This window comes from Thermoleptolyngbya sp. C42_A2020_037 (assembly GCF_015272455.1).
Lineage (GTDB): Bacteria > Cyanobacteriota > Cyanobacteriia > Elainellales > Elainellaceae > Thermoleptolyngbya.
Window position 1 is genome coordinate 11,676 of record NZ_JACYLP010000037.1, and the last position, 12,466, is coordinate 24,141.

General features: G+C 56.7%; 12 protein-coding genes. 5 read left to right on the top strand and 7 right to left on the bottom strand.

The window, feature by feature from the left end; all coding sequences use genetic code 11:
* The first annotated feature begins 291 nt into the window (after window positions 1-291).
* A complete protein-coding gene (locus IGS16_RS12150) occupies window positions 292-1,908 on the top strand; it encodes a CHAT domain-containing protein (protein ID WP_297085769.1) in 1,617 nt (538 codons plus the stop codon).
* 251 nt (window positions 1,909-2,159) lie between these two features.
* Window positions 2,160-2,780 carry a hypothetical protein gene (locus tag IGS16_RS12155; RefSeq protein WP_297085772.1) on the top strand — a complete coding sequence of 207 codons (621 nt, stop codon included), beginning with the start codon at window positions 2,160-2,162 and terminating at the stop codon, window positions 2,778-2,780.
* Between the two features lie 80 nt (window positions 2,781-2,860).
* Here the strand turns inward: IGS16_RS12155 and IGS16_RS12160 are convergent, their stop codons facing one another.
* The 3 genes from IGS16_RS12160 to def all read right to left on the bottom strand — a co-directional run bounded on the left by IGS16_RS12160 (window position 2,861) and on the right by def (window position 5,080).
* On the bottom strand, window positions 2,861-4,246 hold the full coding sequence (locus IGS16_RS12160; protein ID WP_297085774.1) for a PrsW family glutamic-type intramembrane protease: 1,386 nt from the start codon (window positions 4,244-4,246) through the stop codon (window positions 2,861-2,863).
* Complete coding sequence (locus IGS16_RS12165) at window positions 4,243-4,437, bottom strand: hypothetical protein (protein ID WP_068516784.1); 195 nt, start codon at window positions 4,435-4,437, stop codon at window positions 4,243-4,245. The genes IGS16_RS12160 and IGS16_RS12165 overlap by 4 nt, the downstream gene beginning before the upstream one ends.
* Before the next feature lie 67 nt (window positions 4,438-4,504).
* Window positions 4,505-5,080, bottom strand: a complete 576-nt coding sequence (gene def, locus IGS16_RS12170; protein ID WP_297085776.1) for a peptide deformylase — start codon at window positions 5,078-5,080, stop codon at window positions 4,505-4,507.
* Window positions 5,081-5,498: 418 nt separating this feature from the next.
* Here def and IGS16_RS12175 point away from each other — a divergent pair, with 418 nt between their 5' ends.
* Complete coding sequence (locus IGS16_RS12175) at window positions 5,499-5,687, top strand: hypothetical protein (RefSeq protein WP_297085778.1); 189 nt, start codon at window positions 5,499-5,501, stop codon at window positions 5,685-5,687.
* Window positions 5,688-5,791: 104 nt separating this feature from the next.
* On the opposite strand, the gene pth is transcribed toward IGS16_RS12175, so the two are convergent.
* Window positions 5,792-6,421, bottom strand: a complete 630-nt coding sequence (pth, locus tag IGS16_RS12180; protein ID WP_297085780.1) for an aminoacyl-tRNA hydrolase — start codon at window positions 6,419-6,421, stop codon at window positions 5,792-5,794.
* A 3-nt stretch (window positions 6,422-6,424) separates the two neighbouring features.
* Complete coding sequence (locus tag IGS16_RS12185; RefSeq protein WP_297085781.1) at window positions 6,425-6,748, bottom strand: TatA/E family twin arginine-targeting protein translocase; 324 nt, start codon at window positions 6,746-6,748, stop codon at window positions 6,425-6,427.
* Window positions 6,749-7,338: 590 nt separating this feature from the next.
* Here IGS16_RS12185 and IGS16_RS12190 point away from each other — a divergent pair.
* A complete protein-coding gene (locus IGS16_RS12190) occupies window positions 7,339-8,568 on the top strand; it encodes a hypothetical protein (protein ID WP_297085783.1) in 1,230 nt (409 codons plus the stop codon).
* Window positions 8,569-8,738: 170 nt separating this feature from the next.
* Here the strand turns inward: IGS16_RS12190 and IGS16_RS12195 are convergent, their stop codons facing one another.
* Complete coding sequence (locus tag IGS16_RS12195) at window positions 8,739-10,157, bottom strand: NADP-dependent isocitrate dehydrogenase (protein WP_297085785.1); 1,419 nt, start codon at window positions 10,155-10,157, stop codon at window positions 8,739-8,741.
* Between the two features lie 698 nt (window positions 10,158-10,855).
* On the opposite strand from IGS16_RS12195, the gene IGS16_RS12200 reads away from it, so the two are divergent.
* Window positions 10,856-11,524, top strand: coding sequence for a response regulator transcription factor (locus IGS16_RS12200; RefSeq protein ID WP_297085788.1), 669 nt, complete (start codon window positions 10,856-10,858; stop codon window positions 11,522-11,524).
* 70 nt (window positions 11,525-11,594) lie between these two features.
* Here the strand turns inward: IGS16_RS12200 and IGS16_RS12205 are convergent, their stop codons facing one another.
* Window positions 11,595-12,449 (bottom strand): LPS biosynthesis glycosyltransferase, encoded by an 855-nt coding sequence (locus IGS16_RS12205; protein WP_297085790.1) that lies wholly within the window; start codon window positions 12,447-12,449, stop codon window positions 11,595-11,597.
* Between the last annotated feature and the right edge of the window lie 17 nt (window positions 12,450-12,466).

The window sequence follows — 12,466 nt, forward strand, 5'->3', positions numbered from 1 at the left end:
AAAAACCCGGTGAATTACTCGATACACTGGATAAGCGTCGGCAGTGTGACGATCGATCATGCAGGATAGCAATGACTGAATGGGGATCGCATAGTGTTAGAGGCGCAGAAGACTGGAACAGGTTTGGGAATACTATATTCGAGAGATTCGAGAGTACTTGTTTGAGGTCTGAGTTTCGCTTCAGGCTTCAGCCCATTCACAGTTCACGTTCACACGCACAGTGCTGGGTTGGGTGCATTTCGATTTCGAGCCATGAATTTTGTTGAATTAGCCGTTTAAACTCCCGGTTTCATGCTTTCGTCTGATCATCCCTGCCTGCGGCTTGCGATTCGCCGCCTTACCGCTGCTGACGCAGACCACTATGCGATTTGGGTGCTACAGGCCCCATCGCAGGCAGGCTACGTGCATCACGACCGAGCTTGGCCAGCGGAGCTAACCGAAATTTGGCAAGCATGGCAGTCGATGTTTTCCTTGCGGGATTTGCCCGCAGTTCCCCGGATTCCGGCAGTAGTGTTGCCACCGCCCCAGCCCGACGACCCAACACCGGGCTACGCGGGCCGCCTGATGCAGCATTTGGGCGTGAGCCTCTGGCAGTGGTTGTTTGACGGTTCCATCCAAAATAGCCTGGCCCAGAGCCAGGGCATTGCTCAGGGCCAGGGGCGATCGCTCCGACTGCGACTAGAGATTCGTGACCCTGAGCTAATGGCGCTGCCCTGGGAAATCATGCAGCCCCAGCCCGGACGACAGGCGATCGCCCTCAGTCAGCAGCTTTTGTTTAGCCGCACCACCAACGAAGTCGATCCGCTGCCGGCCTTGCGCGAAGAAAACTCCCTGCGGATCTTGCTAGTGCAGGGACAGGACGCTGAACCCGATCGCAGCCTCTCCACCAGCGACTTTCGACTCCAGTTGCAGCAAGAGGCCGACGCGCTGACGGCGCTGCTTCAGGACGTGTCTCAGGGAGAAGCGTTTCATCGCTTTGTGCCGCCTGTGCCCTGCGAGGTGACGACGCTGGTGCAGCCGACTGCCGCCGAACTCACGTCTCACCTAGAAACCAAGCAGTACAACGTGCTGTTTTACTCTGGCCACGGGATGCCTGGCCCAGACGGCGGGATGCTCTTCCTCCGTCCTGATGCAACGATGAATGGGACGGAACTGGCGCAGGTGCTGACCCGCTGCCGCATCAAGCTGGCCGTGTTTAACGCCTGCTGGGGCGCACAGCCCGAAATGCAGGGCGATCGCCCCATTCCCCGCAGCAGCCTGGCCGAAGTGCTGATTCATCACGGCGTACCGGCGGTGCTGGGGATGCGCGATCGCATTGCCGAACACGAAGCCCACAGCTTTATCCAGCGGTTTGCGCGGGCCCTGGCCGAGCGATCGCCCATCGACGAGGCGGTGGCGATCGCCCGCCAGCATTTGCTAACGCTCTATCGCTTCAACCAGATCGCCTGGACCCTGCCCGTCCTCTACATGCATCCAGAATTTGACGGCGAATTGGTCAAACCGCTGACAGAAGGGGTTACCGAAATTCCCGAAAATCCCTCTAGCTGGGGTGAGGTGCCGTTTCCCTCTGCCTGCCTCCGCGCCGTCGAGCCACCCCACCAAACCTGGCCCATCTACGGCGGCATGGTGCGGGTTGGCTTTTTGGAGGGCAATGACCTGGTGATTAAATCTCCTGGCGTTTCTCGTCGCCACGCTGAGATTTTCTATCGCGGGTCGGTCGGGGCAGCCAGCGCAGAGCAGGTTTATGTCCTGCGCGACTTTTCTCGCTTTGGCACGTTTCTGCTGGAGCCGCAAGGCCAGTGGCGCAAGGTGCATCAAGAAGAGGTCGCCCTCAAGCCCCACAGCCGCCTCCGATTTGGCACATTTCAGCTAGAATTTGTGCCCAATGACCTCACCCCGCCCCTGTGATGCTTGGCTTCTGGCTGCGCTTTGGCCGGAGCAGGTACGGTTTTCTGGGTTTATTGTGCTTATATTTGTCTGGATAATACTCTTTCAAAATTTCCACTTTACCCCGCTGCCAAAATTTTCAAATTCCTTATCAGCCAATTACGGAACTGACCCATCCGAGTCTGTAGCTAGTCCTATCGAACCCATTCGATACCCAGTTAACACAAGTAACCCTAGACAACACTCGTCCGGCGCATTCAGGAGCAAGAACCATGGCAAGCGATTCAACCCGTCCCTGCTTTTCTGCCTTTCGGTCTCAGGCTGAGCTAGAACTCCTCCAGGTCGTATTAGATGATGCGGATGCATCTTACCCCTGGAATCCGGCAGATCCCGCCGCATCTAGCTATTTTGAACAGCTTGAGCAGGAAGTAGCAGCGGGTTGGCCGACTGACATGCTCGATTCCTATGCCCAGTCCCTTTCCACACAATTTGACCAACTGTGGGCCACGGTGGATTCTGCTCAAGATGCGGCTCAACCCGTGCTGACGACCGCTTCCTTCGGCGGCCTATTTCAGCGGTTTGCTGACCGGATGCCGCAAGGACTGCTGGAGCGGCTGGTGCAGCAGGCGCAGATGGCGATCGCCTCTTCCAATTCTCTGGCCGATCAGCTGGTTGCCAGCGTCCGCGACGTGCTGCCCGAGTGGGGCGACGATGACCTATACGTGCTGGCGCGTCCCTTCGCCTATGCCATGCGCGACCAAGGCGAAACCGACCTGCTAGAGGGAGCGCTGCGCTCCGTGCGCTCCGAAGCCTGGGAAGACCTCTCCAGCATTGAGCAGGCTCGCCTCAGTTTGGCGATCGCCCGCCATATTATTGACCAATCCAAGGCTTGATCCATCCAAAGCGGAGGGTGGGTCGGAGTAGCAGAGCGACGGGGGTAGCCCGCTCCAGCGCCCCAACCCGCAAACTCCTCCTACCCCCGCCGCCTCAGTTGCGTGGCAAAGTTCTCATGGCGCGTGGGCGAGAGTTTGCGGGCTTTGAGAATGGCTGCCATCAGAAATGCATAGGACACGCTGCCGACAATGGCCAGCGCCGACAAATTCAAAATGCCGCAGACGTTCCAGAGCGCATGCAGCACAGAAGCCGTCAGATAGCCCGTTCCTAGAGTCCGCCAGCGGTGGGCCGGCTTCAACATGCTGAGGCCGATGAAATAGCCCAAATAACCGCTATAGGCGATGTGTCCGGCGATCGACCCCAGCACGCGGGCAATTAAAATTTGCAGCCCCGATACTTCCCCTAGCCCGATTCCTCCCTGCATGTTCACGTTCTGAATCACGCTGGGCACGTATTGTCCAAGCGTTTCCAGCAGCGTGAAGCCGACGGCCGAAGCAGTGCCCAGCAGGATACCGTCCAGCGGCTCCCACACGCCCAGTCGCTCTCGCCAGGGCGATCGCAGCGCCAGCCCCACCGCGCAGGCCACCAACACTGGAATCGCCTTCAGCAGTTCCTCCATCAGCCCCGCCCCGATAAACATCTGCCCCAGCAGCACCAACAAGTTGCCAGAAAACTGAGTGGGAATGTCTCCGGGCAGCAGGTCTTGGAACACATAAATAAACAGGTTCAGCACCGGGCTGAGCAGCAGCACCACCATCATCAGCGCCGCCCCCAGCAGCCACCACAAGGGCTTGGGCTTGCCGCAAAGCTGATAGACCACGTAATAGGCGGCGATCGCCAGATAGGTCGCCAGCGTGACATTAAACACGGGGGGATTGCCCACTGCAATAAACAGCAGCACTACAAAGCTGATGGTGATGATTCCTGGCACCAGGTAAGCCCGCTGGAGCAGATCGGTTCCAGTGGAAAGAATGGGAAACAACTGGCTGACGGTGATGCCTTCATCGGTAAGCCCTGCATCTTCCGGCGGGTCTAGCAAATCGGCCTCTGCCTGCAAATCGCTCGACACGGTGGGAATTAGGCGGGCATCGGTGATCGAAGCATCATCCGCCGACTGAACCGGGCGCAGCTCAAACACAAACTGCGGCCCGCGCTGGCCCAAGGAGAGGCGATCGCCCGCCCGCAGCCGCTCTGCCTGATGCAGGAGTCGCCCATTCAGGTAAGTCCCGTTCGTGCTTTCCAGGTCGCGGAGTTGCCAGCCCACTCGGTCAGGCGTGGCTTCGATACAGGCATGAAACCGGGAAACCCCGCTGTAGGCCGCCGAATCCACCACAATTTGGCAGTCTGGATCGCGCCCCAGCCGCACCTCTCGCGTCAGCGGGAGAGGATACACCACATCTGCCGGGGCTGCGCCCGTCGGGGCACATAGCCGCAGATAGGCGACCTGGGGCACAAAGTCCGTCACTGGTTTGCTCGGGCATCGCGGACGGCCGCCAAAAACAGCAGCACCGTTAGGGGAATGCTAAGCGCCAGAATAATGCCCGTGGGCGCTGTCCCCAGTTGGGGCGTTTGGGAGGTTAGCTCAAAGATAGAGCCGATGGCGGCGATCGCCGCAATGCAGGAGCCTGCCAGAAACAGGCCGCTTTTGGGAGTCATCATAGGGCGGAGGGATGGGCGGACGGTTGCAGCGGTCAATAGAGAAAGGACTCAGGCGAGAAAGGACTCAGGCAATAGGCTTCACAGCCTGCACCGAAAAGCCATTCTTGCTTAGCTCTTGGTTCAGCGCCAGGGCGTTGTCCACCCGGTCTACAAACATCACGCCATTCAGGTGATCCATTTCGTGCAAAATGACCCGCGCCAATAGATCATTTGCTACCAGCTTTTGCGGGCGGCCCACCTCGTCTTTGTAAGACACCTCAATCTCTTCTGGGCGCGTCACGTCCAGAAATACACCCGGAATGCTCAGACAGCCCTCCTGAATCACGCAGGTTTTGCTGCTCTGGCGCGTGATACTTGGGTTGATCAGCACCAGCGGCGGGGTCTTGGGTTCATCCAGGTGAATGTCAATCACAATGAGCTGCTTGTGAACCCCGACTTGGGGAGCCGCCAGCCCAATGCCGTCTTCGCTGTACATGGTTTGCAGCATTTGCCGCGCCAGTTGGCGCACCTCGTCGTCCACTTTGGTAATGCGCTTGGCAGGCTGCCTCAGCACGCGATCGCCCAGGTAGTGTAGCTCCAGCGGCGGCTTCGACAGCTTTTTCTTTTCGACAAAAATAGACGAGGTGGTTTGAGAAGGCATGGCAGAGAATGACGAGGCGGCATCGGCATAAATTTATCTTTCTCTATATTAGACCCCCTGTGCCAGTCGTTAAACGGCACAGATAACGAGCATGGTTGACAGACGCAAGCTGAATCGACCAGTCAAACCACAAGCACACCACCGTCTGGGTGAACCTCCCTGGGTGATTTTCCCTAAAAGCATTGTTTTGTATCTAAGGACACAGTATTATTTTCTCAGTGAAATCAGTTGGCTAGCACCTGTGGGGCGATCGCCTCTTCCCTAAGGGTGATTTGCCAACGGGTTAGTTTTTGCTTTGGTTGGGTTCTTTGCCCATTGCGGGTGCAACCTGCGCCTGTCCAGACGCAACGCTGCCCCTTCACCCACGCTGCATCTTGATTTCATAATCCGTTTTTGATTTCCGAAGGACTGCTGTTTCATGAACATTAAATGGACTGCGCCCAGCGCTGAATCCCTCGCCTCGCTCCAACCCCGCGTCTGGCAAGACTGCGATCGCACCACCCAAAAGGTGCAGTGGCACGTCTATGACCCGATTTCTGGCGAAGCAGGTTCCCTAGAGTCTCAAGCTGACGTGGAAGAATGGCTGGCCCACCGCGCCTACTCATAGCGGAATGCAGAGGTCAGGTTTCGGGACGTAGCGCGTCTTGCGTGAGCGTTTTGCGTGAGCGTCTTGCATCTAGTCCCATCCCCTGATCTCTGCTGTCCTCAACGCTAGCTACCCGCAACCCGGTTGTTATAAAGGCTCATGGCTTTTTCGGTGCTTTGCTTGAGACTGAGGGCGATCGCCTCTTCGCACAGCCGCAGCACTTCGTTCAGAACCGCTGTTTCCGATTTAGAAAACTGCCCTAACACATGAGAAACCGTGTCTTGGTCTGCGGGGGTCGCTGTTTTGGGCTTGCCAATGCCGATGCGGAGGCGCGGAAAATTCTGCGTGCCCAGGTGCGAAATGGTGGACTTCATGCCGTTGTGTCCGCCTGCGGAACCCGATAGCCGCAGGCGAAGGCGGCCCAGCGGCAGATCCATATCGTCATATACCACCAGCACCGACTCAGGCGAGAGCTTGTACCAATCCACCACCGCACGAATCGACTGCCCCGACAGGTTCATATAGGTCTGGGGCTTGAGCAGACGAATCTTGTCGCGGTGCGGGCCAAGGCCTTCCCCAAAAATGCCCTGAAATTTTTTGTGGTCTGCCAGGCTGATCTGCCAAGAGCGGGCTAGCTCGTCCACCAGCATAAATCCGACGTTGTGCCGGGTGCGGTCATACTTAGCGCCCGGATTGCCCAGACCCACGATGAGCTGAGGCGTAGGGGCGATCGCCACATCACGAGACTCCCCCATCGTCTAGCCGGGTTGGGAGGGGCTAGCAGCGTCTTCTTCGACGGGCGTGATCACTTCAGCATCCGTCGGCTCAGCCGTCTCCGTTGCCGAGAGAACCTTTTGTGCGGGCGGCTCTAGCTTGGCTTCCATCGGTTGGCTGATGGTTTTCTCGATTTGCTCTGCTTCTTTCTTAAACTCTTCCTGAAACTCGCGAGACGCATCCTGAAAGCCCTTGATCGCCTTGCCCAAGCTGCGCCCAATCTCTGGCAGTTTTTTCGGGCCAAAGATCAGCAGCGCTAGAATCATAATCACCGCCATTTCTGGCAGACCAATCCCAAAGATGTTCACAGCCGTTTCTCCTGTCGGTCAGCGCTGGATGCCTTAGATAGCCTGTAGACAGCCTGTAGATAGCCACGTTGCGCCTTTGCATGGCAGCAATCAGACGGCTTCAAACACTTGACTTTCGTCTGACTTTAGAGACTGCCGCAATGTCCACAGATCCTACGAATACTTCCTACAGATACTAAGGATATATGTTCACGTCTTTTAAGAATAGCGCTTCCAGAAAGTGCTGCCTTCTTCCCATAGGCATTCTGGAATGACTGGGCACGGGTCACAATTCACCGATTCTTTGCAAAACCCGTAAATTTTTTAAGGAAATGATTTTCAGGATGCCTTATGTGAAGGAACTACAAAGCTCTGGTTAAGTTTATGGCGGTTTTGGGGGGCGTTGATAGAATCGGAGGGTCTTTTATGACTTTTACGGGTGGTTTTGCTTGGTTCTCTAGCCTATGTGATGTCACACCGATCGGACAATCTGCTGGCATATTTTTATCTTCAGAATTTTAAGCTTCCGACTTGTGGGAACATCAGCCTCCGTTAAAGCCCACCGTTAAATTGAGCCATTTCTCATTGCCGTTTTTATTGTCTTTTGGGTTATGCCTTCGCCCATTCGGTTTTCTCGAACCCATCGCTACTCTCGTAGCCGAGTACGCTTGCTCCTGCGCCCCAGAGTTTGGCTGTCGGCAGCAGTGCCGGTGTTGGCGCTGGCGTTGGCTTGGGCCTATTGGCAACGTCCTGCGCTGTTGACAGGTTGGTTAGGCGATCGCCCGCTAGAATTCGGTGCTGACTCGTCTGGAGACAGTGCCCTGCCGCCAGGTCTCTTTGAGTCAAACCCAACGGGGCAAGGTCGATCCCTGGGCGATCGCGCTCAAATCGACATTGACAACCTGCCCGTGCTGGGAGCGCGTCGATTTCCAACGGGAGCGCCTCTAGTGCTAGAGGCGCCGCTCGTTTCTCCTAGCAGCCTGCCCGATGCGCTCAAGTCGCCGAGCCAAGCAGGTTCCTCCTCTAGTCTGCCTGCATCGTCGGCGATCGCCCCCACAGACCTTCTGTTGCTGAACCCTGCCCCTACAGCCAGCCGCTCGTCCAGCGGTTCAGCCAAGCCAGACCCAATCCTGAACACAATCACTGTTGCGCCCACGACCAGTCCTATTACGGCCAGTCCTATATTGCCCAGTCCGGCGATCGCCCCTGCTGGCACAGTGGGTACAGTGGGCAGCCCTATTCCCGGCTCTACGCCATCTCAACCAGTTCTCCCCGTTAGCCCACTGGAATCAGCGCTCCAGCGTCAGACAAGCTCCAGCAGCCCACCTTCTACGGTCGAGCCGTCTCCAGCAGGTTCATCTGGCACTCTCCCCAGAGTTCCCAGCGCAGTTCCCAGCGGTTCTGTCCTGCAACCTATTCCTGGAGAACCCGCCCAACCTCTCAGCCAACCCTCCCTCACTCCTGCCTTTTCTACGCCCACGCTACCGGGCCCCTATCTGCCCCGCACCTCGCCGCCACCGGGCAGCACAGGCTACCTGCCGCCATTAGGGGTTCAGCCCCTGCCGACGGGCACACTGGGTCAGCCGATGGGTGCGCCTGCGTCCCTTCCCTCCGGTTTGCCCGTGCCTGATTCCTCTATTTCAGGCTCAGGGATTTCAGGGGCAGGAGCAACGGGCTTACCAGGAGGCAACTCTGCGGTCTCGCCACAACCCCAGTTTGACGGGCGCGACTTCTACACGGCTCCCACGCAGTCTGCTCAGCCCACCACGGTTGAGGCGGCTCCGTTTTCGGCTCCGCCTCGTCCCCGAAATGGCGAGTTCAACACGTTCTCAAATCCGTAAGTGCCCATACTAGCAGCGATTTTCAAGTCTCCCAAACTATCGACGCTGTTTAACCTGTTCATCAAACTGAGTGGAAATGGTGTGTGGCAAACGGACAGCTACACACCATTTCGTTGCGTTAGTCGGCAGTTCCTGGCGAAGCAGTTGTAAAAGCACGCTCATGAACGCTGTTAGAAATGGCGGATGATGGCATCGGCAAACTCAGAACACTTTAGCGGTTCGACAGGTGGCTCCATCAGTCGGGCCAGGTCGTAAGTGACTTCGCCGGCCGAAATCGCGCCGCCGATGCCTTGCTTAATCAGGTCGGCCGCTTCCTGCCAGCCCATATACTCCAGCATCATTACGCCGGAGAGGATGACGGAGCCGGGGTTGATGCGGTCTAGCCCTGCGTGCTTGGGCGCAGTGCCGTGGGTCGCCTCGAAGATGGCAGCAGAGTCGCCAATGTTTGCGCCAGGGCCCATGCCCAGCCCGCCAACGACAGCCGCTGCCGCGTCAGAGAGATAGTCGCCGTTCAGGTTCATCGTCGCCAGGATGGAATATTCATCGGGGCGCGTCTGGATTTGCTGAAAGATGCTGTCGGCGATGCGGTCGTTGACCATAATTTTGTCTTTCCACTGGCCGCTGCCGTGGGTGTCCCAGATGGCATCGAGGACGGATTGTACCTCGTCGCAGATTTGCGCTTTTTTCTCCGCCGTCAGCGCGTCATAGCCCGGATCGATCATGCGGGCGTTGTCTTCGATGCTGAGGTCGGGATTTTTCTCCTTATTGCCCAAAATCCAGGATTCGCGTTCTGTAATGCACTCGGCCCGAAACTCGCTGGTCGCCAGTTCATAGCCCCAGTCGCGGAATGCGCCTTCGGTGTATTTCATGATGTTGCCCTTGTGAACCAGCGTCACCATCTGCTTATTTTTGGGCAGGCGCAGGGCGTGGCGAATAGCGCGGCGCACGAGTCGCTGGGAACCCGTTTTGCTGATGGGCTTGATGCCAATGCCCGAATCCAGGGGGATGCGTTTTTTGCCGTGTTCGGGGGTGGCGGGAATCAGGTCTTCATTGAGGATTTTGATAAGGCGATCGCCCACCTCACTGCCCTGCTTCCATTCAATGCCCAGGTAGATATCTTCGGTGTTTTCCCGATAGATAATCACATCCAGCTTTTCCGGCGTTTTGTGGGGCGAGGGCGTGCCCGCATAGTATTTACACGGGCGAATGCAGGCATACAGGTCAAAAATTTGTCGCAGGGCGACGTTTAGCGAACGAATGCCGCCGCCGACGGGCGTAGTCAGCGGCCCCTTGATCGCCACGCCATATTCTCGAATTGCCGCCAGCGTGTCTTCTGGCAGGTATTGATACGTGCCGTAGAGTTCGCAAGCTTCGTCGCCTGCATACACCTTGAACCAGACGATCTGGCGCTGCCCACCATAGGCTTTTGCCACGGCCGCGTCAAATACCTTCTGAGCCGCAGGCCAAATGTCTACGCCTGTGCCGTCGCCTCGAATAAAGGGAATGATAGGGTTGTCAGGAACCTGTGGCTCACCGTTCTCAAACGTGATGCGTGAACCCTCGGTTGGGGGAATAATCTTTTCATACATAGAGCGTTGCCGACTCCTAAGTGATAAATCAACGATTCTTGGCTAGTTTAGTGGAGGAGAGAAGAGCCAGAATGCCCAAGAGTGAGCAGCTTTCGGATCAGTTTCTCCAAAGTTTCTCGACAAGAGTGCTTCCTTGAGGCAGCGTGCCAGGTTTTTTGAGCCAGGGGCATGATATCTCAAACTTGCAATTGCTCAATTTCTCAAAGATGAATCGGAGGAACTGTTCATTTAAGACAATCAACGGTGGGGCAACTGCAAAAAAAGGCGAAAAAATCCTAAAGATGAGGATGTCTTTGGGTGATGTCACTGTTTTGTCAGATTTATCTGATAATTTTGCTGAATGTCCGCTGATTTGAAAAATGATTTGGAAAACTTAGGAAACTCGACCGTCCCCAAAACTCATCCTTAACTCGTCCTTAAAGGTTTATTCCGTTGAACGGGATTGCTTAAGAAGATAGGGCTTACGCAGTTGGACAATTTCTCGAGGCACAGCCCGCGAGAAATTGTCCAAAATCCAAAGGGCTTATCGCAAGTGCGTCAGTTCTGGAAGAATTAGCAGGTTAGTTCGGGAGCTAGGGAGTGCGATCGCACCCTGTCTCAATTCAAGTCTCAGCCGCTATGATGGCTCGATAGAAGATCTCGATGTATGCAAAAGGAACCTGTGATGCTGTTGGCAGGGTTGGAACTGGGTAGCTGATATGAAACGCATTTTGATCGTAGATGACGACGCAACGTTGCGGACAGCACTCACCCGATACTTGCAAAATCAGGGCTACTTGGTGCAAGAAGCCCGATCTGGGCTGGAAGGGTTAACCTTGTTTGAGCAACATCCGCCCGATCTGGTGGTGTCCGATGTGCTAATGCCAGAAATGGACGGGCTGGAGTTTTGCCGCCGCTTGCGGGCCAGCCGCACGGGTCAACTTGTTCCTTTTATCTTTCTCTCTAGCCGCAAGGAAGTGGACGACCGGGTGCAGGGTCACCAGATGGGCGCAGACGACTATCTGGCAAAACCCTTTGAGCCGAAGGAGCTAGTCGCAAAGATTGAGGCGCAACTGGAGCGATCGCGCCGGATTCACTCCGAAATTGTGCGGCTGATGCAGCAGTCGGTCAGTGTTAGCGCTGCGGGGGGCGATCGCCCTGCCACGCCGACCCCCCTTCCCCTCACGCCAGCGGAGGAAAAGGTGTTTGCCGAAGTGATCCAGGGCTATACCAACAAGCAAATTGGCGAGCGCCTCTTTGTCAGCCCGCGCACGGTGCAAACTCATCTCAGCAATATTCTCAGCAAGCTGGAGCTAGAAAACCGTTCGCAGCTCATCCGCTATGCCTACGAGCGGGGGTATCGGCCGCCGGAGTCCGCAGAGGAGTGATGGAGTTAGTCCTGAGAGCCATCCTGCGAAGCCAGTTGCTCTATCGCCTCATTCCTGAATCACGTCTTGCTCACAGCCGTAACACGATTTGACGGGCGATCGCCCATTGCAGCATTCGCCTGGGAGTGCTGGCTTTGCGGAGGATCTTGGGTCGGAGGAAGCGTCCCAGTAGGAGTCGCCCAATCCCTTTGAGGCGGGCCTTGAGGCGAATCCCAAAATAGCGCGATCGCCAGAGGTGTCCGGTTCTCGCGTAGAGGGGGCGAAAGGCCAGGGGCCCCGCCAGCACATCGGCGCGGTGGATGCCGCTGATACCGTGCTGGCGATGCTCTGGGTTGGGGATACCGCCGTGTTCGCCGTAGTTGCGAAAGCTGATGTAGTTTTTGAAGCCGTGCGATCGCAGGTATTTATCCACCTCAGAGTCGAAATTGAAATAGCCCGTGCCGTGATGCTTGTGCACCCAGTCAGCCAGGCCACAAAGGCAGCGGGCGGCAGCAGGCGTGACGACGTAGGCCACTAGCGAGGTCGAAAATCCCTCGGCAAAGCCGTCAGGACTGAGGCTATAGATTTGTGCCGCGCAGGTGTAAAGCCAGCAGAGTCCGGTGGAGGGCTGAGACAGATCCATCGGCAGCGGCAGAGACGACATCCCAACCACGGGCACAAAATCTGCTTCCACAATCAAGGTCGGGTGGGGTTCCGCTGCTGCCTGCACCCACGCCCGACGGTGGTTCATCATGCAGCAATAGATGGCGGCACAGGAGGAGTCGGGCGATCGCTCATTGCGAAATAGCTTGACCTGCCAGCCTTCATTGGCCAGCGCTTGCTCTAGCAGCTCAGTCTCTTCCCGATACGCAATAATAAAAGCTTGCTGAATCTCATCTTTGAGCAGGGGCGGCTGAGTCACTGGGCTGGCAACATCATGAGTCATGGCACGAGTCATAGTCA